Raw genomic sequence first — 21,988 nt, forward strand, 5'->3', positions numbered from 1 at the left:
CGTAGGCTGGGTTTTTAACCCAGCATTGTAATTTTGCAAAGTCTTGAAGCTGGGTTAAAAACCCAGCCTACACATCACGCCCTATTCCAAGTCAGCTATCAATCACTACCCGCCTCTTACCTGTCAACAACACCTGCATCAGCGCTTTTTTCTCTTGCTGAAAATCAGCCAATTGCTGCTTCAAGCAACTCAATTTCTTTATCGGCATTGGTTAATACGGTGGCGATTTTTTGTTGTTCTTGTCTAGAAGACGGTATATGCATTCTTAAGCTTTTGATGGTTTCAAGTTTTTCATAGGCTGTTTTTTAGTAGGCTGTTTTTTCGTAGGCTGGGTTTTTAACCCAGCATTGTAATTTTGCAAAGTCTTGAAGCTGGGTTAAAAACCCAGCCTACACATCACGCCCTATTCCAAGTCAGCTATCAATCACTACCCGCCTCTTACCTGTCAATAATTACTGTGGAACAAACCGATAGCCCAGCGTGGTAAGCAAGGTTAAGGCAGGGATTTTTGAGCCGAATTCTTCGGCAAAGTTGATGCTTGCACTGGCGCTAATATTAGAGATTGGATTGGTCATATCTGCCCACTTTAAACATAGCGTTTGTTTGTTTGATTACTTGTTTGGTTTTATCGATTGTAGCCCAAATCTATACTAAAGACGCCATAAAAAAGGCAACAAAAAACCGCCAAGGTTGCGCGTTACCCAAAGAGCGTAGCATGGCGGTTAGCGTCAGTACGATAACTCGTGTCGTTAATACCCTGATTTTTTCAAAATTTTATAATGTTTGCACGCATCCTGATTGCCATTTTCACATGATTTGCTATACCAATTAACCGCTTCAGTATAGTTTTGTTGGACACCTATGCCATTTGCGTACATTAAGCCAAGATTTTTTTGGGCATGGGCATGTCCTTGATTAGCCGCCTTTAAATACCAATTATGTGCTTCAATATAATTTTTTTGAACGCCTAAACCTTGGGAATAAACTATTCCTAAGTCGTTTTGTGCATCAGCATAGCCTTGGTTGGCTGACTTCAAATACCATTTGATTGTTTCGCTGTAGCTTTGCTCGACACCCAAACCATCTTTGTACATCAAGCCTAAATTTCTTTGGCCAGCAGCATCACCTTTATTCGCTGATTTTAAATACCATCTGACCGCCTCACTGTAATCTTGCTCAACACCCAAACCATCCTTATACATGAGTCCCAAGCTATTTTGTGCATTAGAATCATCTTGATTGGCAGCGCTAGTCATCCATGTTATAGCTTTGGCATAATCTTGTTGAACACCCAGACCATCCTTATACATGAGTCCCAAGCTATTTTGCGCATTAGAATCATCTTGATTGGCAGCGTTAGTCATCCATGTTATAGCTTTGGCATAATCTTTTTGAACACCCAGACCGTCCTTGTACAATAGTCCTAAGCTAAACTGTGCTCTGGAATTGCCTTGATCAGCTGCCTTCAGATACCATTTGAAGGCTTCGGTATAATCTTGTTGAACCCCTAGACCGTCACGGTACATCATTCCCACATTGGCTTGAGCGCTGGCATTACCCTGATTGGCTGCCTTTAAATACCACTTTATAGATTCGTCATAGTCTTGCTGAACGCCCAAGCCCCTCTCATATATAAACCCGAGTTTATTTTGAGCACTGGCATCACCCTGATTGGCTAATATTGTTTGCTCTTTACTATCTAACGCCATAGCAGACAAGCCTATTCCAAAAGATACTATTGCCACGATGACTTGAATCGTGAAACGAGTTTTTAATAACCGCATGCTCTATCTTCCACTTAAATAAACTATCACCCATCAACCACCACCCGCTTCTTACCAGTCAACAACACCTGCATCAGCGCTTTTTTCTCTTGCTGCAAATCAGCCAATTGCTGCTCAAACAATTCAATTTCTTGGTCGGCATTGGTTAATACGGTGGCGATTTTTTGTTGTTCTTGTCTAGACGACGGTATATGCATTCTTAAGCTTTTAATGGTTTCAAGTTTTTCGTAGGCTGTTTTTTCGTAGGCTGGGTTTTTAACCCAGCATCTTAATTCTACAAAGTCTTGAAGCTGGGTTAAAACCCAGCCTACACATCGCGCCCTATTCCAAATCAGCTATCAACCACCACCCGCTTCTTACCCGCCAACAACACCTGCATCAGCGCTTTTTTCTCTTGCTGAAAATCAGCCAATTGCTGCTCAAGCAATTCAATTTCTTTATCGGCATTGGTTAATACGGTGGCGATTTTTTGTTGTTCTTGTCTAGACGACGGTATATGCATTCTTAAGCTTTTGATGGTTTCAAGTTTTTCATAGGCTGTTTTTTAGTAGGCTGGGTTTTTAACCCAGCATCGTAATTCTGTAAAGTCTTGAAGCTGGGTTAAAAACCCAGCCTACACATCGCGCCCTATCCCAAGTCAGCTATTAATCACTACCCGCCTCTTACCTGTCAATAATTACTGTGGAACAAACCGATAGCCCAGCGTGCTGAGCAAAGTTAAGGCAGGGATTTTTGAGCTAAATTCTTCGGCAAAGTTGATGCTTGCACTGGCGCTAATATTAGAGATTGGATTGGTCATATCTGCCCACTTTAGACATAGCGTTTGTTTAGTGATTATGATTGTAGCCGATACTGTCATAAAAAAGGCAACAAAAAACCGCCAAGGTTGCGCGTTACCCAAAGGGCACTAAGCGTGACGGTTATATGAAAGGCTAGGTTAATAAAACTTCAATTTTGATATTTTTTTTGCAGTTAATGTTAAAGTTGTTGAAAATTTCTATCATTCCACTTGAGTAGCATGGAGCCTGCTGGCTTCAATACTGAGTCTACATCAAATGTGTTTGAACGAATTATACTATAGTCAATCCTGTCATCGAATGCTCCGCCATATTCACCAGTAGGTGGATTAGTGTTTAAGTATTGAAGTGAGAGAAGAATGGCTACTTCTACATTTTTAATATCTGAGGCAAGAAATGCATTCTTAAGTTTTAACACGATATGGGTTTCAGCTTCGCTCTTACTAGAAGTTAATTGAACTCTTACTTGCCAGTTAAAGTTATTTTCTTGGATTTTGAAGAAGTGTAAATGAGTATCTTTTTCATCTTTTTCTTTTTCGTTGTTTTCCATTAAGATTTTACTAAAGCATTTCCATTGGTCTTCTGTAGTACTTTCATTTAAAGGGTTAAGGGTGATAAAACCATAGTATGTCTGATGTATATTACATAGTTCGTTTTTATTGTTCATAATACTACCTAGTTTTTAATAAGATGTGGGAGGTTTTTGAAAGATAGAATATTTCGGAATTTCTTTATTATGAGGTTATTCATTATGACAATTAAAACATATATTTAACGCTACTAACAACACTAATTATTTAAGTACGTAGCATTTCATAGGTCTTTCTGTAAATGATATTTTAATTAGATAAGGCTTGCTCTCAAACTCTACGTAACTGTTATTTGGTTAAGCAGATTAGATTTTTAACACAGGCTACGCATCTAAATAAACTGTCTAAATTTAGAATTTTTATTCTCATTAATGGAAATTACATGAAAGCCATTTATAGTCAGTTCTTTAATAACTTCTGCATCAGGATGTTTGCTTGAAGTAGTCCTATGAGAAACAGGCATAATCGTTCTGCTAAAGCCTTCAAGCGCTTGCAGATCAAAATCATACTTTGATCCATGATGTGGTACTTGAATAATACCGACATAATCAACATAGCCCGCGTATATGTCTTTTAATTTGAAGCATTTGAAGTCACTATCCCCTGTATAAATACAGCCAGACATACAAAGGCATGTATAGCAGTGGTTTATATCAATAAGTAATGTTGTACAAAAGTGTTGGCTTTTTCTTATGTCACCAGATAAATCTGGACCCGAATACAGCAGCATAGAATTCTCATTAATTTTCCCTTGGAGCTTATCGTAAATATTTTTCATCTTATTCTTGAGAGCAGTATTTTCTAAATTGCTAAGAGTATAGTTAGGATCATTCATCAACCTGCTTGTACTGATGCTTACTTTATTTAACTCTCTATCCACTTCAGTTCTACGTACTTCATCTTCATAATTATAAGGAATAAAACACCATCGTATTGTCTTCATACCAGCATTTAATGTAATATTCAAAGGAGTACCGCTTTCAATTTCAATCGACTCGTTTGAATTGTTATTTATTAACTCTCTTAAGTCACGAGGATTAAATCGTCTTTCAAGATTAAAAGTATTAGTGGTAGGTTGAATCCGGATTATAATGGTATCAGAATCAAAATAAGATTCAGGGTCATTAATTATATTTTTCAGATCTACTGAAAATTTGCTATAGAAGTTTAATAACAAGTTCCTTTGTTGATTATTTAAAAGGGGAAGAACAACCACTTTAATCTTTGTTGCTGATTTTTTTAGATCAGGTATGGATGAAATATGATCTTTATCGAAATGCGATATAAAAAGAACATCTACCACTTCATCTCTAAATGCATCTTCAACTACAAGTCTTGCTTTTTTTGGAGACATAGTTCCACAGTCATACACAATATTAAAGTCATTATAGCGCTCTGAATAAAAAGCACCTTGCCCTACAGGATGAAATGTACGAACGATCATGAATTATCTCCATCAACCACCACCCGCTTCTTACCCGTCAACAACACCTGCATCAGCGCCTTTTTCTCTTGCTGAAAATCAGCCAATTGCTGCTCAAGTAACTCAATCTCTTTATCGGCATTGGTTAATACGGTGGCGATTTTTTGTTGCTCGATTAATGGTGGTAGCTCCATACTAATTTTATGAAGCACTTTTGTGCTTAAGTTCGGAGGATCTGTTCCTAGCAAAGCATGGTTAAGTTTAAGAGCTACCTCTATCGTTGATAGCAACTGGTACATATATTCACTGCTAACTTTTTCAGAAAATAACAGTTTAGCTACTCGCTGGTTTAAAAGTGATTCATCAGCTTTATTTTTTAGTCTTGCAATCTTAAGTTGGTTGCCTAATGTTGGACGTGTCATAGCAACAACAACATCACCTACCTTGAGATTAAACCTATTATATTCATCCTCATATCCCTCTGGTAAGTAACTTGAACTATCCCATTTTATTTCACCTATACCTACGTTAGCTATTTTTAACCACTTATAACCTTTTTCTAAAGCATCGCTACTTTTGAAGGCATACCCATTAAATAGTTCGACAACATCACCTATAGTTAATGCTTCCCACTCACCCTCAAACCGTTTACCCGACTCATCAAGCAACCGCTTTTTACCCGTCAGTAATTGCTGCATCAACGCTTTTTTCTGCTGCGTACTATTGTCAATTAAACGCTCAGTAGCGCTAATCGCTTTATCCCAAGTGGTTAGAATTTTGGCGATTTTTTGTTGTTCTAGGAGAGGTGGAAGTGATATAACCTGATCATCAATATCTTTTTTCTTTACATGTACCAAAGTTTTCTTAAAGCCATGAGCTTTATTTTCAATTTTAATTGTCACGTACTTCAATACGTAAAATAACCATTCCTCATCAATAGAGTCTTGTGCCTGAACTTTATAGATATGTTGATTCAGAACTCCTTTGATACCCCTCCACACAAATGGACCAAATGAAACTCCTTTAGTACCTGCCCAAGAAAACAACAGATCACCAGTTTCGATTATCCATCTTTCTTGGGGAATGCCTGAGAAATAATTAAAGTTATCACTACCATTTAAGTTCTGTATCCTTATGATAGGAAGGCCTTTTGTATCCCAATCCTGAGGCTTAAAGCTATTACCATTTTGAAGTTTGCAGATTTCAGAAACAGAACTTTTTTTCCATTCATTAGGTATTATCATAACCTAACTCCTTTAAATACCCGGCCATCTCAAGCTCTAATGCTTCTAGCTCAGCCTTTAGTGTCAAACGCTCAGAACGTACCTCTAGCAAATCAATCTCAGCCTCTTCCTCAAAGGTGTCAACATAACGCGGAATGTTTAGGTTAAAGTCGTTTTCCCTAATTTCATCAAACGTGGCGAGATAAGCGTATTTATCAACATTTACGCGAGCTTTGTATGTATTAATTATCTTTTGAATACTATCAAAGGTTAGCTGATTCTGATTCGTCCCTTTTTTAAATTCTTTATCTGCATTTATGAACAGAACGGTGTTATCAGCTTTTTTCTTTTTAAATAGCAAAATTGCTGCTGGAATGCCCGTACCAAAGAATAACTTTTCAGGTAAACCAATCACCGTATCAAGTAAGTTTTCTTCGATGAGTTGCTGACGGATTTTGCCTTCACTAGAGGCACGGAACAGCACGCCATGCGGTACCACCACACCCATACGACCAGTCGTAGGTTTTAACGTTTCAATCATATGACTGATAAAGGCATAGTCGCCTTTGGTCTTCGGCGGTACACCACGATGGAAGCGACCATAGGGATCGCTACTGGCATCCTCATGACCCCATTTATCTAGTGAGAACGGTGGGTTAGCAGTCACCACATCGAATTGTAATAGATGCTTACCGTCTTTATCGAGTAGCAGCGGATTACGGATAGTATCGCCCCACTCAATACGGTGGTTATCCTCACCATGCAGGAACATATTCATCTTGGCCAATGCCCACGTCGAGCCAATGGCTTCTTGACCGAATAGCGCATATTTTTTCGAGCCACAGTTTTTGCGTACCATTGCCCCGCATTTAATCAATAGTGAACCCGAACCACAAGCGGGATCACAGATTTGATCGCCCTCAACAGGCGCGAGGATTGTCGCTAACAGATCAGACACTTCGGGTGGCGTATAGAACTCACCAGCAGTCGCCCCACTACCGGCAGCGAAGTGCTTGATTAAGAATTCATAAGCATTACCAATCACATCTAAGCTGCCGACTCGCTCAGCACTTAGATTGAGGATATCTTTGCCAAAGTCTTCTAATAAGTGACGCAGCAATTCGTTCTTTTGTTTGTCTTGACCCAGCTTATCAGTGTTAAAGCTAATATCTTGGAAGACGTTCTTAAGCTTAGTACCGTTGGCTTCTTCTAGCGCATGTAAGGCTTGGTCAATACGTTGACCGTTACCGGCTTGATGACGCTGCTCGTATAAATCCCAAAAGCTTGCGCCTTCAGGCAATACAAAGCGCTGCTTGGACATCATGGCATGGATCAATTCTGGGTTGTCGCCGTACTGCTCAACCAACTTGTGGTACTCGTCTTTATAGACATCAGAGATATACTTCAAAAACAGCATAGTTAAGATAAAGTCTTTATAAGTATCGGCGCTGATGACCCCACGGAAAGTGTCACAGGCGTTCCATACCGCTTTATTAATATCGTCTTGATTAATCTTATTGGTCATCTGATTAACTGTGCTGGCGGGCATTCTTTATTCCTTAATACTTTGCAAAGTTATGAGTTTTTATAATGAGGTAATGATAGCAGGGTCTAAGATAGTTGGGAGATGTCATTGCTTAAAAATAAGATTATAGTAGACAGTGATATAAGCCAATTAAACTAAGCCTATAAGGTAAGGGGTTAAGCGATGAAAACCCTAGGATTGTGTCTATTAGCCACCCTTAGTTTAGGTGCTTGTACAACTGGCATAAGCAGTAGCATGTTGACAAGTCATGCTAATAAGATGATCACCCAATATCCCATTGAGCGCGCTTTAATCAATATCTACTCCAAGCCTTCTAACTATACTTCCTACCTTGTGGATGACCAACTGCAACTGGCTGTACAAGTGGTCACTTTGCCCTTAGGCACAGTGACTTTTGATGGCAAGCCGGTGCATGCCAGTCGAATCACTTCCACTATATATATCGATAATCAGAACGTTAATACCTCTATAGAAGACAACTACTACAGTTTTGATCCTCTAGTATTTCATGGATTTTCAGGTGCTGAAAGGTATGCAATAACCTCTCAAACTCAAAGCGTACCTAAAGTGGCTACTGTAGGTGATTTCAGCACTTTTTTGACAGAAAACGTTTATACCGATAGTAGTCTCAATAAGAAAATAGGCACTTACCTAAAGGCTTGGTCTTTATCAAAAGCCACTAATAATAGTGCTTGGTTATGTATAAGTCGTTCAGCTAATATATTGGTAGCTACTGATGCTGGCACGCCAGTGGACTGCTATGTAATTGATCCTCATGGCAAGGTTTTGGATAAGAGAGTTGAGTATACTTATCCCACTGATAAAGGTTTGAGGCAAGACGTCTATGTAAAAAGATAACTTGTGTTTAACAGTAGCGAGTTATAAGTCGCTTTGCCGGGCCTAGTCAGGCTTAGTCACGCTTGGGCGGTATAGCATAAGTGCCAACCACATGAGCCACCAAATCATCACAGCCTTCTGAATATAAAGATACCTCACCTACGATTAGCGAGCGCCCTACTTTTATCAATTTGCAGTCAGCGATAATGCGGGCTTCTGCTGTTGGTTTACGCAAAAAATTGATATTGAGGCTAGTGGTTACTGCCAACGGAACAATGCCAATCGTACCTAGTATCGCCACATAAAGTGCGACATCAGCAATGCTCATCAATACAGGGCCGGCAACCGTGCCACCCGGACGTAGCTCCTTTATACCAATCTCATGCGATATGATCGCACTGTTATTCCCTACTGCCTCAACTTGATATTTGGCATGTGGAAACTCTAATGCCATAAAGGCGACGATCTCTTCTTTAGTTGCAGACATACCTAATCCTTGGTCTAATTATAGTTATTGTTAACTACTTGCTTTTGTTATTGAGGTTTATTGGGTTGTCGCTATCTCACTGAATACTGATAGTAGCCCTTTATTCAAACCCTTTAAACAGCTTAGCTGTTTTGCAGGATATCATTGCTCAAAGCTAATAGAAATGGCAAAACCTATAACTATTTGAACCGTACATTCTAAAAACTTACTACCATCAGCATCGTTTTAATGATTGCTGCCCTCAAGCTCTATACGCCCCTATCTGTACAATAACAGTTGATGATTCGGACTATCAGCAATTTTTAGACAAGCCTAACCTTAGCCAACACTAAGTTAAAGTGTTGGGGTATTATCGTTTGCAGAAAGTTATGGCTATTGAATATTAGTTACAGGCTAAGTAAGTGGGCCACTCGAAGTGATTTACTTAGTATCTCTAAAATGGTGCAGAAATAATGAGGGAGGCGAAACTAGGGCAAGAAGAGTTTTAGCGCTATTAATTGTCTGAGTCTTTGAAGGTAGAAAAGCCTATGAAGCTAAATCTTGTCTCGCCATTAATTATTATTGAGTTAATACACTGATCCTTAGATCGTAATTACCAGCAAATTTTACGTTGGCACTATCAGGGGTAATAGTCACTCTAGTACCCACACCAAACCAGCAGTCACGATAACTCGGGACATCACTAGTGAAATATTGTCCCGTAGTAGGGTTTGTATAGTAAAAGTCAATGTTAGCGGTTAATTCTTTGGTTTGGTCTATAGCTGATTTTAATTTGGCTCCGGTCATTTTGACTATACTAGTATTTGAAGTATTATCTGGGGCAATAGATGCGAATGAAGTGTTGAGTTGAAAAGTATTAGGGTTATTTCTTAAAAAAGTTCTTATGGTTTGATATTCGCTAGTACAGTTGCTGTATCGACCTGTGCGGATATAAAAGTTAAATAAGCTTGGTGAACCGTAGTCCCCATTGGTGTTTGGAAGGTTTGCTGATAACTGGTTTAAGTTCAAATTAGCCACATTAAAGCCACTTAGATCGGCACGGTTACTCAAGGGAAAGCTCTGAATAGTGTTGCCTCTTGAGATAGCTTGACTGCCGCGATTGAGGAGCTGAGTCTCTGTAGGGGCAAACCTTAAAGTAGTGTTTGGAAAATCCTGCTTACAAAAGTATATGTCAGTGTTACCAACTGAACCGACACGGTTAGCAGCAGCAGTGATATTGATACCAGCAGTATCAGGACAGGCTGCTAATGCTGTTTGTCCCAGTAATCCCACTATTGCCGTTAAGCTTACTTTTAGCAACAATTTATCATAATGAACGATTGATAGTTTTTTAGACATAACGACCTCGGCTTTGAGCTGCTTTTAATTCAAAATATAACCCATATTTGGGTAATATAATTAATATTATGGTTTACGGTACAGCGCTACTTGTTAGAGGTTTTAAAGCTATTTTCAACACAAAGTCGTTAGTGATCTCAATAGACTGCGCTTCATAACCTTTAGAGTTTAAAGTATAAGTGTCTGGTGCTAAGCCAAATATTTGGAAATACCCGTAACTGCCAGTTGTCACACTTTGTATCAGCTTATCTTTTTGATAGATATCAATCACTATCCCTTCTTCTGCTGTGGTGAGCTTGCCTGATATACCATAAGTCTTTTCTAGCTTGATAGGCACTGAAGTAGGGGCATAATTGCTAACTCGTATACGCGGTGTCTGTAACTCGCTTGCACTATACTCTAAAGGCAGATTGGTGGCATCCATACTCAGAGTATAATCCCCAGCTTTTATATTACTGATCAGATATTGGCTATGGTTCGCTTGGGTTCCAAGCAGACTGGCCTGAACATGTTGATTGTCTAACTGAAAACTTAAAGTTTCATTGTCGATTGGCGAATCAACATGGTGGGTTAAGTCCACTACTACACTGCCTGCTTCTTGACGAGGATATTGACCGAATTTTAGGTTTTGCTTGGGTGGCTTAAACATATCAAATGATAGCTTAGCAAACAGATAATTATTCTGCGTCCAAGCGGGTAGCTCACGTTCATTAGTAAATGAGCTGTCATCTATTAAGTCAGTGTAACGACCGCTAGGTATAGCATCTACATAACGATGTTTGTAGCCCAAGCTAAAGTTAATGCCATTGCGATGGGTCAGCTGCCAATCAGCTAGCCAGCCTACCTGACCATCAAACAAGCTATAGCCAATGCTAACTAAGTTATCTATAGAGCTAGTGCCGATAGATCTAGCATCTGCATCAGCACCAAACAGATTGAACCCATCAAAACGATAGTTGATATCGCCTTGGTTCAATAGTCGACTACTATCATGTAAAGCGCTAACCGACTGCCCAAAGCTAGTACGGTAATCAAACTGATGGCGTACTGATAAGGTATCGCTAGTATTATCACCAGATAGACCTATAGTATTGCTTTTGCCATCGTTAGCCGTACGGTTTCTATAAATATCTTGCCAGTTAATACGATAACTATAGCGATCATCAAGGCTGTTCCAGTTGGCACCGGCATTTAGCGCATCGTTGAATCGATGATTGATGCTGGCATAAGCATAATAGTTATCCAAATCAGTCTCAATCGCCATCTGATCATAATACTGGCTTAGACTGAGGTTAGTTCTATCACTAGGGCTATAATTAAGTAACAGTTGATGACGCTGATCGTTCAATCGATCTATTCGATTATTATCCAATAGGGGTAGCTCTAATACTGCTTTATCATACTGCCGAGCTTGATACTGATAGTAGGCTAATAGTTTTTTGCGCTGATACTGCAGTTGAGCTTGCCATAACTGCTCAATAGTACTATCGGCATAGCTGAAATCAAAATTACTATAGGGTGATAAGCTATAGTTGACCCCTGTATGCCAAGATACTGACTTACTATCATTAATTAAGTTTTGCGCATTAGTGTTAACACCACCACGTACTGCCAAGCGATTATTAACCCCATATTCAGTATATAAATGTGCTGCAGTACCACTATTATTGTCTCTAAAACCGTATCGGCTATTACTATTAACTAAATTACCGCTAGCACCAATACCTGCTTCTATCAAAAGCTCATCAGTTGCGACGTTGGTGCGACGTTTGCCGAGTACGATAGGTCGAACTTCAAGCGGTTGGCGGGCCAATGGATAGGCATAGATTGCCACCTCAACTAAATTGTCTGTCAAAGTCAATTGGCTGACATCAAGGTTCAAAAATTCGTAACGCCCATCCAATCCAATCTGTACTCGAGCCAAAGCGCGGCCACTGATACGCAACTCCGCCACCCCACCCGCTTCACCTATACCAGTTAAATGCTGATAATCCTGATTAGTGTTTTGCAACAGACTGCGACTGTCTTGATCAAAATAAGATAAATGACGGCCGATATCTCGATTACTATAGGCGACCATAGCCCCAGTGAATTCTGTGCCTGTGGTCTGCGCCCCTTGACTGAGCGCATTAGGTCTATTAATACCTATACGGGTAGCTAGCTGTTTGCCAGATTTAGCCCAATATAGATTATCTACTCCCCAATTATCCCAGTCTGATGGCAAGTAGCTAAATCCATTTAAAGCATTGCGTACAAAGCTGTCATTAGCCGATACCTTGCCTGTTTTATCCTCTATCAGATCATTAGAGCTAGCGAAATCATAACCGATAGCCTTAATACCCCACACCCCACCTAATCCGTAACCATAGGCACCTAAGTCTGCATATATTTGTCGACTAGTGGACGTTGTATCATTGTCATTGTTATTAGATGCATTATCCCTTGAGGTATTATTGCTCTGGCTAGTACTTAGGGTGCTATTAAATGACAAACCCAGTAGACCCGCTTGACTAGAACGATAGTCAATGGGTAGGGCGTTACGCTCATTGTTGGCTTTTGGGACACTTATTTGGGCGGGACGCCAACCCATATTTAGCATAATAGCTAAGTCTGGCTGGCTGTACACAGCGGTTATTCCTAACTTTTTTAGAGTACTAAGTGACACATAGTCTTGACCTTGGTAACTATAGATTTGATCGGCTGATAACTGCACTTTACCTATCGGCGTACTGACATCGTAGCCAGCCTGATTATCGACAACAGTAAAGCTAGCCTTAGTTAATTCACTTAAGTCATTAATAGATAAAAAATAGCAGTCTTTTTGCTCATCACGCTCTGGATCTGATGCTGAGTCATAAAGGGCTTCGGTACTCCCTTGTTCCTCTCCATTGATTAACACCCCTACCAAACTAGGCACTAGCACTTTGTTGTTTTTATTGTAAGCTTTGCTAGCCGATAGCTGCGAAGTTGTATTAGCCGCTATAGTTTGTATCTCAGCCAATGCTGAGGGACAATAAATCACCATACAAGGTAAAGAAACTAAAGTCACTAAACGCAAAGACGAGTACTTTTTAATCATAAACGCCATAGCGAATCCATTTTATGGGTATGGGAAGTCATACTGGTAATCATTACATCATAATACCAGTATTTCCTAGTTTGAATTTGAGGGCTATTAGTCTATTGCACCTCAATGGACACTGGCAACCCATACTGTGACCCAAGCTCAAGAGTTACCCCTTTGCCATCAGCAGTATAAGTAACAGGGTTATCGATTTGCTGTTTGATCGACAACATAGCATGGTACTTACCTTTGGCAAAATCCATAGGCAAGCGGATAGACATACGAACCGTCTGATAGCCACCAGCAGGAATAGTAAACGCTGTAGGGTTGATCAATACCCATGGTTTTAGTGTGTCCTCACTAGGGTCGATAGGCTTGCCAGCAGCATCCATATCAACCAAGCTCAGAGCGATTTTTTTAGGTTTGCTGCCATAATTATATAGAGTTAACGATTGATTAAGTTTGGCTAGATTCTTACCCTTTGTCAGAGACACAGTCTCGTCAATACTACCGGGCTGAATACCTAATTGTGCTGGTGGTAAAGAGGTTTGACGATCATTGCGCACCACCATTTGAGCCTTTCCTTGCTCATTTACTGAGTTACTGATAATCAGCTCAGCCTGTGCATAGCTTATGCTTGTTAACGTGACAACAATCCCTGTAACTATAGATAGGGCTAAACGTGTACTGGTAGATTGACTAGGTAAACATAATTTAGGGTAAGCAGTTAGGATCATCTTTTTGCCTTTATTTAGTTAATTATTAGCAATTAGCTGCAAAGCCTGTAGCGCAAACCCACTTAAGATCTTATAAAGTGATTGATTTGCAGCTCGGAGAATGTCTTGTCGTTAACTATAAAAAATACCAGCAATAATAGCTGGTATTTTTTAGGATGTAGCTAGTGTCGAAGCACTAAGGCTTAGCCGTTAAAACTCTTCAATTATGGAATAGGAACAGGACCATTACCAGTAAGAGTCAATAAGAAGGTGTCAGTACCATTACCTGTAGCTGTATCAGGTGAAGCGCCAGTGACACCGCGTGTGTTGTATTCACCGGCATTATTAGCAGTAGACAGATCTAAGTTAAAAGTAATATCACCTAATACAGGAACAAAACCTGATTTAATACCTACAGTTGTTGTACCAGAAGTACTGATTAAAGGATTTGCTGATACTAAAATAGCATTTGAAGTAGTAATAACAGAGGCATTATTGACAACATTTTTCAAACTAGTATTAGGGTTAGTCAATGTTAGCGAAACACCATTAGCAGACGATAAGTTACGTACTGCCCAAGCATTTTTTAGAGTAACCGCAACGTTAGTGGCAAGAGCCGTGTTTGAAGTAGTACTAACATCTGTATTGATGCTAGCAGTAGCTGCTCCTAATACCGCCGTTCCTGTACGAGTAGTAGCATCGCTTATTTCGCGCAAATCGCTATCGTTTGCAGCGGTAGTAACAACTTCAGTCAAGTTCAGTACAGCATCATCCCAGTGATATAGCACTAAAACTTCAGGTAGCGTTACACGAAAGTCTGTAGAACCACTTATTGCTGCTGAAGCAAAAGAAGATAGAGATAAGGCTAGACCAGTTACTGCTACTTTTGTAAAAATATTCATAATATAAATCTCATGGTTAAAACTATTTTGAAGTTAAGGCATACCAGTAATAGAGTCTAAAATATGTAGTATTTGACTGAAACAGTAACTGGGAAAGTAAACAGTAACTGGGGAATGAATAATGAGGTAAAGAGGGGAATGTATTCTGTATGCAGAACGCGCAATATCGCATAATTCAATTATAAATGAACCGATAATCAGATGAATGGTATAGAAAATCTGATAATCAGTAAAAATCACGTTAAAAAATTTTAAAGTTATATTTTTATCCTTATTTATATAAAACTCTACTGCACTTTCAAGCTCAACTTTGACCTTTTACAGTTTGGTATCGGTAGCATTAATAGCGGCCAAAAGCTCTCGCTATGCTTGGACTGACCACTAACAGGAAAAGCTTTCTCAACCATCTTATTATGGTTCGGTAGTAACATATATTGTTACGCTTAAGCGTATTAATATTGAAATTTATAGTGTTTTATTTTCCCTTTGTGTAATCTTTATGTAATAATGCCACCAACTAATGACTGATAAAAATTGTGCATGTCTAAACCGTTTTTATTATGCTTATCAAAAGTGATAACAAACTTAAAATCATCGGAGAACTACTTTGCAACTTCAAAAATCTTTATTGACTGCTACTTTACTACTTGCCGTTAGCTCTTTGACTGTTGCTAACGCAGCACCTATTACTAGTGATAGCTTCGATGTTTTACTAAAGGTTGATCAGACTTGTACCGTTGTAACTGGTGCTACTGCTGATATTGGTCTTGGTACTGTTGCAGCAGGTCAAGCGCAACTAGTAGGTTCTGAAAAGACAGGTTCTACTATTATTACTACAAATTGTTCTGTCGGTTCCTCTGCTAAAATTACACTTCAACCTGTTTCAAGTAAGAGTACCGATGGTACTGGTAAATTAAAAGGTTCTGGACCTACTGCTGGTCAAGAGATTGCTTATAAATTAACCTCTGTGTCAAGTGCTGGTCCTGCTTGGGGTACTGTTACTCCAGTAACAACCGCAGCGGCTACTAACTATGCAACTGGTATTGCTACTACTGTTTATGCCACCGTAACTGATACAGCAGATGTTATACCTGGTGATTACCTCGATACTGTAAACGTTTCAGTAACGTTCTAATCTGAATGCTAAGTCTCTGGGTACACCGTGTTGCGATACCGGTTATTTTATCTGGTTTGCTACTGCCTAACGGTGTGGCAATGGCGAGCGGCCTGCAGGTCTCTCCCATTTCCCTCAGCTTGCAAGCTAAACAAAATGCCAGTGGCCTGACGCTCAGTAATACTGGTGACGATGTAATACATGCGCAAGTTCGTGTGTACCAATGGTCACAGGATGAAAAAGGCGATCAGCTTACCGCATCACGAGGGTTGTTGGCCAGTCCGCCAATCATTGAACTGCAACCGGGTGAAAAACAACTCATTCGCATTATCCGCGCATCTGCACCACCGAGCGGTATTGGTGCGGTAGAAAGCAGCTATCGCCTCTCTATTGATGAGCTCCCTACTCCATCTGCTGAGCAGAAGGCGGGCTTGCAGTTTGCACTAAGTTATTCGTTACCAGTCTTTATCCAGCCTGTAGGAGTGCAAGAAACTTCTCCAAAGTTGCAATGGACTTATACTGTGCAACCCGATGGTAACCACGTTGCTATGCGTGTCAGCAATAGTGGCAATGGGCGTGCACAATTGGCCAAGCTCAGCATAGATGATACTAGTGGTAACACTATTGAGATAAGCCCCGGTTTATTAGGTTATGTTTTACCGGGTGCTACTATGCAATGGATGCTCAAAGTACCACCGAATGAATTAAAAAATAGCAGTAGAATTAAGGTAATGATTAATGGAACTGACACGATTCAAAACGTCACGTTGGACAGTGCCGCTCGCTAAAGTTCTTTTAATTCATGGTGTGGTGGTCTCAGCTGGCCATGCAGCACCCCAAAGCGCTTCTGTAACTTCTATCCCCACATCTACTCCTGTCAGCCTAGCGAATACCGAATTCGTCCAACTCGGCCTCAACGAGGATCCGAGTCAGACGCGTGGCCTCGATTTATACCTAGATGTGACGCTCAATGGCGCTAGCGCTGGCTTAGCTCATTTTGATTATCGTGATGAGCAATTATGGGCAAGTATCGCCGTATTGCAGCAGCTAGGATTTATTGTGCCACTCGGTACCACCGACCCGGTACCGCTAAATAGTTTCGCCAATATTAAGGTCGACTATAACGCGCGCATGCAATCCGTCACTATCGTCGCCCCTTTAAGTACACTCAATCTAAACACTACGGTGTTAAATAACCGTGATAACCGTCGTACTCAAGCCAGCTCATCGCCTGGCATCTTATTAAATTATAATATCTATGGCTCACATACTGACAATAATGCCACCAACCTAAGCGCTTTTAGCGAAGTACGCGCTTTTAATGCTAATGGGGTATTAAGCTCAACAGCACTAACCACAGGTAACCGCTTTTATAATAACAATGCTAATAGCATTACTAATAACCGTGACTGGGACCATCGTACCGTGAGGTTAGACACCAGTTGGAGCCAATCCTTTCCTGATAAGCTGTTAACCGTACGTGCTGGGGATATTCTTACAGGTGCTCTGTCATGGACTCGCGCTACCCGCTTAGGCGGTCTGCAAATTGGTAGCAACTTTGATTTGCAACCTTATATGACCACTACTCCATTGCCTGCATTCTTTGGTTCAGCCACCCTACCTTCTGCGGTAGAGCTATACGTGAATGGTCTTAAACAATACAGCGGTGACGTCCCTGCCGGCCCTTTTGAGCTCAATACCGCTCCTAGTATTAGTGGTGCGGGTGATGCACAACTGGTATTGACCGATGCGCTAGGACAAAGCTCTACAGTTAACTTCTCGCTTTATGATACCCATCGTTTACTACAGCCCGGCTTATCAGATTGGTCGGTCGAGCTTGGGGCTGTACGGGAAAACTATGGCATCAAATCCTTCGACTATGGCAGCGATGTCGCCGTCAGTGGCACTTGGCGTTATGGCGTGAATAACCGCTTTACCGCTGAGACTCATGCCGAAGCTACCAAAGATATAGCTAATGCAGGCGTTGGCGGCACTTGGGTATTGGGCGGTCCAGGTGGGGTGTTATTTGCCTCATTAGCGGGCAGTAATAGCCAAGATGAAAGCGGCACCCAATATAGTGCTAGCTATCAATGGAATAATAAACGCTTTAACGTTGGCATCAATACTTTAGGCACCCAAGGCGAGTATCGTGATGTAGCGACCCAATATGGCTCTACCCCTATTCGCCAGAGCTATCAGCTCTCTACCGGCTACGGTAGCCAGACCTTGGGCAGCTTTGGGGTCAGTTACAATCAAGTAGATTATGCTGAGGAAGATAGCGCTCGATTTGCTAGTGCCTATTGGAGCAAGTCTCTAGGCCGGCGTGTGAGCATCAATGCCAACTATAACCATGACTTGAATAATTCTGATAATAATAGTGCCGCTATCGGCGCTTCTTTTTCATTCGATCGCAATCTCTCAGTGAGCAGTAGCCTACAACATAACAATGCACAGAATGTCATAGTAGCAGACGCCTCACAGTCAGCGCCCGTTGCTGGTGGATTAGGCTGGCGAGCACAAGCAAGACATAGTGTGAATAGCCATACTGATAACCATAACGATACTAGCGCTCTAGCTGAGCTGAATTATCTGGGTCGCTATGGCCAAGTGCAAGCGGGTATGAGCAGTTATAATGGGGATTACGCAACCTATGCTAGTGGCAACGGCTCGCTAGTCATGATGGGTGGCGGGATCTTTGCGGCCCGACAAATCAATGATGGTTTTGCCGTAGTTACAACCAACGGTATCGCTGATGTGCCTGTATTACTGCAAAATAATGTCATTGGTAGCACGAATAGCCGTGGGCTCTTGCTGATATCGCCACTCAATGCTTACCAAGACAATAAGATTGGTATCGATCCGATGAACTTACCGGCAGATTTACGAATTGATAAGGTAGCGGCTCAAGCCACCCCAACTGATCGTGCTGGTACAATAGTCAAATTCAATCTTGTGCCAGTACGCTCTGCCTCGGTTATTCTAAAAGACAGCAACGATGAATTTATACCAATAGGCAGTCAAGTACGGTTAGTCACTCAACAAGCATTGGCAGCATCTATCGTAGGTTTTGATGGTGAAGTCTATTTAGATACGCTTGATGAGCATAACGTGCTAGAGGTAGCAACTCCCTTTGGTGATCGTTGCCAAGTTAGCTTTGATTATCAGAAACAAGGTGATGGCATTCCGCTTATTGGGCCACTTACTTGTCAAAAGGTACTGTAATGAAACTGTTTCAATGGCACTTTAGTCTTTATTTGATTCCCTTGGCTTTTTTATTACCGGTCAATAATGCTAACGCTGCCCCCATCGTTACTTGTTCAGCATCGATAAGCAATATCGACTTTGGCTCTATTGACCTACTCAGTAATAATCGCTTCACAACCACAGGTACAGTGAACTACTCATGTACCAATACAGGAGATGCGGCACAGGATTTGACCCTCTGTATTAGCCTTGGGAATGAAGGAATCACTCCACGTGCCATAACACCAGTAACCCCAGGCCTTACCAACCTTCCTTTTCAAATGTATACCGATAGCGGATATAATAATATTTGGGGATCTATACAAAACCCAACAACCAAAGAGGCAGCTGCTGTCAATGTCACAGTCACTGCTAATGGCGGTGTACAAAGGGGTGCAATGACAGTTTATGCCGCTATTCCTGCAAACCAAAGCACAAGAAATCCAAGCACTTATAAAATTAACTATCAAATAAATAATACCCTTGTCACTTCTGTAGCTGGTTTAAACAAAGACTGTGGAACATCATTATCACCATTGGGTCCCGGAGTTACACCTACTCAACGTATGAACCCTTTTTATGTTCAAGCCATTGCTCCGAGCAAATGCCTAATCAATTCTAAAAGTAATATAAATTTTGGTAATAAGCCATCTAGTGCTACCAATATTGAGAGTGTCGGTACTAATCCTATCAATTTAACTTGCACAAATGGTACGGTTTATAATATCGGATTGGCTCCCTCAAATGGTAGTACAGTAGGATTGGGAGCTATGAAAGGCACTACTGGCAATAATAACCAAGTTCCTTATCAACTGCGTTCTACTACTGGGGTTAATGGAACCGTATGGGGCAATACCGCAACCTCTAGTAATGTAGGGAATGGTGTAACTGCTAATGGCACTGGTTCGGCTCAAAATAGAAGCGTCTACGCCACAGTACCTAGCGCTGACTTTAGACCTGACAATTACTCAGATATCGTAACTATTAACATAAACTATTAACTACCGACACTGGACAAATATTAAAAATGCACCTAAGTTATAGGTGCATTTTTTATGTAAAATTAGCTATTTTATTTAATCCTACTATATAAAAATCTAACTAAGAAATATGTATGATCTGTGATTGTCAGGATGATTAGAGCACCGCTTTGATAAATCAGGGTCTATCAGCATTGTCTGCTTATGAAGATTCAACATGCCTTAGTAATAAAACAATAAACTATAGCAGTAGATAGTTTATCTAAATTGAGGTACTTTCAATCCATGCAGTAGCTAATAATGAAACAAAATTAAAAGAGGAATTAAATTATGAAAGCACTAGCTTTGTGTATCGCAGCCGCTCTGAGCCTAAGCGCTTGCGCCAGTATGAACAATGGCAGTACTAATCCCAATAGCCCCACGAATCAGATTGTCACTCAGTATCCTGTTGAGACGGCGATGATCAATATCTATACTAAGCAGAGCACGCAAAAGTTAATGGCCAAAGTCGATAATCAAGACATAGTCGCCGATATCAAAGTTACACCCAAAGGCACTATGCTGTTCGACGGTAAGTCCGCACAAGGTGCCGAAGTCAATACTATTACTAAATCCAATAACCAGCTGATCAATCAGTCCGTTAGTATCAACTACTTCACTCTAAATCCGTTGGTGTTCCGCGGCTATACTGACAGCTCAGGTGAATACTCAGTAGCAACCCAAACCACCACTCTTCCTAAACTGGCCAAGGTTGGCGATAGCAGTCCACTGCTCACGGAAAACGTCTATAGCGATAGTAGCAAACGTCAGCACAAAGGCCGATATACTCAGTCTTGGTCTTTGGCACAAGATAGCAATAACACCGCCCTGTTCTGCATAGATACTTCAACCAATATGTTACTCAACGTTGATCCTGAAGGTACGACCACTGAGTGTTACAAAATTAATGCTAAAGGCGATATCTTAGCGAGCCAGTTGACTATTAATGCCCCTAATGAAACCATAAAATTTACTAGTCAATAATGATGGGTTAAATAGTGGCGTTGCTTAAGCAGTAGCGTTGCTTAGATAGCTGCTTATTAGATAAATAGTTATTAGATAAACAGTTATTAGATAAACCCACCACTAAGCGTGGGTTTATTTGTTTATTTAATACAAGCTTAGTGGCTATGTATAAGCCAGCCTAGCATTTAGCATTAAAAACCCTCAATAATAATGATCACCGTACTGCTAATTTAGCTGTCAGTTTGGTTAATAAGGTAGCTAATAAGGGGGTTAACCGTTTGGTTAATAAAGTGCTGTATGATCGTTGTATCTTGTGCCAGTAATAAGACTTATAAGAACAATAAGCGAAACCTTATACCTATAACTTTGGAGCTTGTATGACTGCTATTACTATATTAACTGGCCAGATGGCGCAAGCTATTGTCAATGCCGCCTTTGCAACTGCACAGCTTGAACAGTTAGCCGTATCGATAACCGTAGTCGACCGTTCGGGACAGACATTGGCTGTATTAAGAGATCATCAAGCTGGGGTACATACTATTCGTGCCAGCTATAAAAAAGCTTATACCGCCAACTCACAAAAAAGAGAAACTGCGATCATTGCTCAAGGCATTGCTGATGGATCGATTCCTGCTGATGTCAGATATTTGGATGAGAACATGCTGATGATGGATGGCGGCTTGCCTATCTATAGTGAAGGTGTGGTCATCGGTGGTATTGGAGTCGGTGGCGCTCATGGTAGTGAGGATGTGCGTATTGCCAAAGCGGGTTTAAAAGCCTTGGATGGACTAAGCTAAATAATCATAGGGTGTCTTTAAAGCGCTGAAAGGTTCACAGACTATTTGTCTGCCAAGTGATGGTTATTGCCTAGCAGACTGTTAGGGGTGGCTAGCTGCGCTCAACGTTCCATCTTTTACAAGTAAGCATTAAACCCTTTTT

The 21,988-nt window shown here is 40.8% G+C and carries 22 protein-coding genes; 7 read left to right on the forward strand and 15 right to left on the reverse strand.

The features are described from left to right. Nucleotides 1-164: 164 nt before the first annotated feature. From KZA12_RS14880 to KZA12_RS07755, 10 genes are all read right to left on the reverse strand, one after another. Nucleotides 165-263 carry a hypothetical protein gene (locus KZA12_RS14880; RefSeq protein ID WP_256932884.1) on the reverse strand — a complete coding sequence of 33 codons (99 nt, stop codon included), beginning with the start codon at nt 261-263 and terminating at the stop codon, nt 165-167. A gap of 189 nt (nt 264-452) precedes the next feature. Beyond that, nucleotides 453-575: a hypothetical protein gene (locus KZA12_RS14885; RefSeq protein WP_256932885.1), complete on the reverse strand. Its 123-nt coding sequence runs from the start codon at nt 573-575 to the stop codon at nt 453-455. 174 nt (nt 576-749) lie between these two features. Then, nucleotides 750-1,784, reverse strand: a complete 1,035-nt coding sequence (locus tag KZA12_RS07725) for an SEL1-like repeat protein (protein ID WP_218689821.1) — start codon at nt 1,782-1,784, stop codon at nt 750-752. Between the two features lie 26 nt (nt 1,785-1,810). After that, entirely contained in the window at nt 1,811-2,119 is a 309-nt protein-coding gene (locus tag KZA12_RS14890) for a restriction endonuclease subunit S (RefSeq protein WP_256932892.1), read from the reverse strand. Next, the gene (locus KZA12_RS07735; RefSeq protein ID WP_373416602.1) at nt 2,116-2,301 is read right to left on the reverse strand and encodes a hypothetical protein; all 186 of its coding nucleotides are present in this window, start codon (nt 2,299-2,301) and stop codon (nt 2,116-2,118) included. The genes KZA12_RS14890 and KZA12_RS07735 overlap by 4 nt, the downstream gene beginning before the upstream one ends. 159 nt (nt 2,302-2,460) lie before the next feature. Next, nucleotides 2,461-2,583: a hypothetical protein gene (locus KZA12_RS14895; protein WP_256932886.1), complete on the reverse strand. Its 123-nt coding sequence runs from the start codon at nt 2,581-2,583 to the stop codon at nt 2,461-2,463. A gap of 179 nt (nt 2,584-2,762) precedes the next feature. Continuing rightward, nucleotides 2,763-3,248, reverse strand: a complete 486-nt coding sequence (locus KZA12_RS07740) for a hypothetical protein (RefSeq protein WP_218689824.1) — start codon at nt 3,246-3,248, stop codon at nt 2,763-2,765. A 254-nt stretch (nt 3,249-3,502) separates the two neighbouring features. After that, nucleotides 3,503-4,615 (reverse strand): MBL fold metallo-hydrolase, encoded by a 1,113-nt coding sequence (locus KZA12_RS07745; RefSeq protein ID WP_218689825.1) that lies wholly within the window; start codon nt 4,613-4,615, stop codon nt 3,503-3,505. Continuing rightward, nucleotides 4,612-5,838, reverse strand: coding sequence for a restriction endonuclease subunit S (locus KZA12_RS07750; protein ID WP_218689826.1), 1,227 nt, complete (start codon nt 5,836-5,838; stop codon nt 4,612-4,614). The genes KZA12_RS07745 and KZA12_RS07750 overlap by 4 nt, the downstream gene beginning before the upstream one ends. After that, nucleotides 5,825-7,342 carry a type I restriction-modification system subunit M gene (locus tag KZA12_RS07755; RefSeq protein WP_218689896.1) on the reverse strand — a complete coding sequence of 506 codons (1,518 nt, stop codon included), beginning with the start codon at nt 7,340-7,342 and terminating at the stop codon, nt 5,825-5,827. The genes KZA12_RS07750 and KZA12_RS07755 overlap by 14 nt, the downstream gene beginning before the upstream one ends. A 183-nt stretch (nt 7,343-7,525) precedes the next feature. Between KZA12_RS07755 and KZA12_RS07760 the strand changes: the two genes are divergently transcribed. Next, nucleotides 7,526-8,221 (forward strand): hypothetical protein, encoded by a 696-nt coding sequence (locus KZA12_RS07760; protein ID WP_218689827.1) that lies wholly within the window; start codon nt 7,526-7,528, stop codon nt 8,219-8,221. A 52-nt stretch (nt 8,222-8,273) separates the two neighbouring features. Here the strand turns inward: KZA12_RS07760 and KZA12_RS07765 are convergent, their stop codons facing one another. The 5 genes from KZA12_RS07765 to KZA12_RS07785 form a co-directional block, all read right to left on the reverse strand. After that, a complete protein-coding gene (locus KZA12_RS07765; RefSeq protein ID WP_218689828.1) occupies nt 8,274-8,687 on the reverse strand; it encodes a PaaI family thioesterase in 414 nt (137 codons plus the stop codon). Between the two features lie 558 nt (nt 8,688-9,245). Further along, nucleotides 9,246-10,025, reverse strand: a complete 780-nt coding sequence (locus KZA12_RS07770; protein WP_218689829.1) for a hypothetical protein — start codon at nt 10,023-10,025, stop codon at nt 9,246-9,248. Between the two features lie 73 nt (nt 10,026-10,098). Then, a complete protein-coding gene (locus KZA12_RS07775) occupies nt 10,099-13,113 on the reverse strand; it encodes a collagen binding domain-containing protein (protein ID WP_256932887.1) in 3,015 nt (1,004 codons plus the stop codon). A gap of 92 nt (nt 13,114-13,205) precedes the next feature. Further along, nucleotides 13,206-13,826: a hypothetical protein gene (locus KZA12_RS07780; RefSeq protein WP_256932888.1), complete on the reverse strand. Its 621-nt coding sequence runs from the start codon at nt 13,824-13,826 to the stop codon at nt 13,206-13,208. A 203-nt stretch (nt 13,827-14,029) separates the two neighbouring features. Further along, nucleotides 14,030-14,707 (reverse strand): hypothetical protein, encoded by a 678-nt coding sequence (locus KZA12_RS07785; protein WP_218689830.1) that lies wholly within the window; start codon nt 14,705-14,707, stop codon nt 14,030-14,032. A 607-nt stretch (nt 14,708-15,314) separates the two neighbouring features. On the opposite strand from KZA12_RS07785, the gene KZA12_RS07790 reads away from it, so the two are divergent. From KZA12_RS07790 to KZA12_RS07815, 6 genes are all read left to right on the forward strand, one after another. Continuing rightward, nucleotides 15,315-15,842, forward strand: a complete 528-nt coding sequence (locus KZA12_RS07790) for a spore coat protein U domain-containing protein (protein WP_218689831.1) — start codon at nt 15,315-15,317, stop codon at nt 15,840-15,842. 5 nt (nt 15,843-15,847) lie between these two features. After that, complete coding sequence (locus KZA12_RS07795; RefSeq protein ID WP_218689832.1) at nt 15,848-16,609, forward strand: molecular chaperone; 762 nt, start codon at nt 15,848-15,850, stop codon at nt 16,607-16,609. Then, nucleotides 16,560-19,043, forward strand: a complete 2,484-nt coding sequence (locus tag KZA12_RS07800) for a fimbria/pilus outer membrane usher protein (protein WP_218689833.1) — start codon at nt 16,560-16,562, stop codon at nt 19,041-19,043. The genes KZA12_RS07795 and KZA12_RS07800 overlap by 50 nt, the downstream gene beginning before the upstream one ends. Continuing rightward, nucleotides 19,043-20,065: a spore coat protein U domain-containing protein gene (locus KZA12_RS07805; protein WP_218689834.1), complete on the forward strand. Its 1,023-nt coding sequence runs from the start codon at nt 19,043-19,045 to the stop codon at nt 20,063-20,065. The genes KZA12_RS07800 and KZA12_RS07805 overlap by 1 nt, the downstream gene beginning before the upstream one ends. A 309-nt stretch (nt 20,066-20,374) precedes the next feature. Further along, on the forward strand, nt 20,375-21,067 hold the full coding sequence (locus tag KZA12_RS07810; protein WP_218689835.1) for a hypothetical protein: 693 nt from the start codon (nt 20,375-20,377) through the stop codon (nt 21,065-21,067). 359 nt (nt 21,068-21,426) lie between these two features. Further along, complete coding sequence (locus KZA12_RS07815; protein ID WP_201623342.1) at nt 21,427-21,846, forward strand: heme-binding protein; 420 nt, start codon at nt 21,427-21,429, stop codon at nt 21,844-21,846. Nucleotides 21,847-21,988: the final 142 nt, after the last annotated feature.

The sequence above is a fragment of the Psychrobacter sp. BF1 genome, assembly GCF_019279065.1.
GTDB lineage: Bacteria > Pseudomonadota > Gammaproteobacteria > Pseudomonadales > Moraxellaceae > Psychrobacter > Psychrobacter urativorans.

Coding starts and splice junctions, on each gene's coding strand:
- KZA12_RS14880 (WP_256932884.1), bottom strand. CDS start 263: ATGCATATACCGTCTTCTAGACAAGAACAACAAAAAATCGCCACCGTA.
- KZA12_RS14885 (WP_256932885.1), bottom strand. CDS start 575: ATGACCAATCCAATCTCTAATATTAGCGCCAGTGCAAGCATCAACTTT.
- KZA12_RS07725 (WP_218689821.1), bottom strand. CDS start 1,784: ATGCGGTTATTAAAAACTCGTTTCACGATTCAAGTCATCGTGGCAATA.
- KZA12_RS14895 (WP_256932886.1), bottom strand. CDS start 2,583: ATGACCAATCCAATCTCTAATATTAGCGCCAGTGCAAGCATCAACTTT.
- KZA12_RS07740 (WP_218689824.1), bottom strand. CDS start 3,248: ATGAACAATAAAAACGAACTATGTAATATACATCAGACATACTATGGT.
- KZA12_RS07745 (WP_218689825.1), bottom strand. CDS start 4,615: ATGATCGTTCGTACATTTCATCCTGTAGGGCAAGGTGCTTTTTATTCA.
- KZA12_RS07750 (WP_218689826.1), bottom strand. CDS start 5,838: ATGATAATACCTAATGAATGGAAAAAAAGTTCTGTTTCTGAAATCTGC.
- KZA12_RS07755 (WP_218689896.1), bottom strand. CDS start 7,342: ATGACCAATAAGATTAATCAAGACGATATTAATAAAGCGGTATGGAAC.
- KZA12_RS07760 (WP_218689827.1), top strand. CDS start 7,526: ATGAAAACCCTAGGATTGTGTCTATTAGCCACCCTTAGTTTAGGTGCT.
- KZA12_RS07765 (WP_218689828.1), bottom strand. CDS start 8,687: ATGTCTGCAACTAAAGAAGAGATCGTCGCCTTTATGGCATTAGAGTTT.
- KZA12_RS07770 (WP_218689829.1), bottom strand. CDS start 10,025: ATGTCTAAAAAACTATCAATCGTTCATTATGATAAATTGTTGCTAAAA.
- KZA12_RS07775 (WP_256932887.1), bottom strand. CDS start 13,113: ATGGCGTTTATGATTAAAAAGTACTCGTCTTTGCGTTTAGTGACTTTA.
- KZA12_RS07780 (WP_256932888.1), bottom strand. CDS start 13,826: ATGATCCTAACTGCTTACCCTAAATTATGTTTACCTAGTCAATCTACC.
- KZA12_RS07785 (WP_218689830.1), bottom strand. CDS start 14,707: ATGAATATTTTTACAAAAGTAGCAGTAACTGGTCTAGCCTTATCTCTA.
- KZA12_RS07795 (WP_218689832.1), top strand. CDS start 15,848: ATGCTAAGTCTCTGGGTACACCGTGTTGCGATACCGGTTATTTTATCT.
- KZA12_RS07800 (WP_218689833.1), top strand. CDS start 16,560: ATGGAACTGACACGATTCAAAACGTCACGTTGGACAGTGCCGCTCGCT.
- KZA12_RS07805 (WP_218689834.1), top strand. CDS start 19,043: ATGAAACTGTTTCAATGGCACTTTAGTCTTTATTTGATTCCCTTGGCT.
- KZA12_RS07810 (WP_218689835.1), top strand. CDS start 20,375: ATGAAAGCACTAGCTTTGTGTATCGCAGCCGCTCTGAGCCTAAGCGCT.
- KZA12_RS07815 (WP_201623342.1), top strand. CDS start 21,427: ATGACTGCTATTACTATATTAACTGGCCAGATGGCGCAAGCTATTGTC.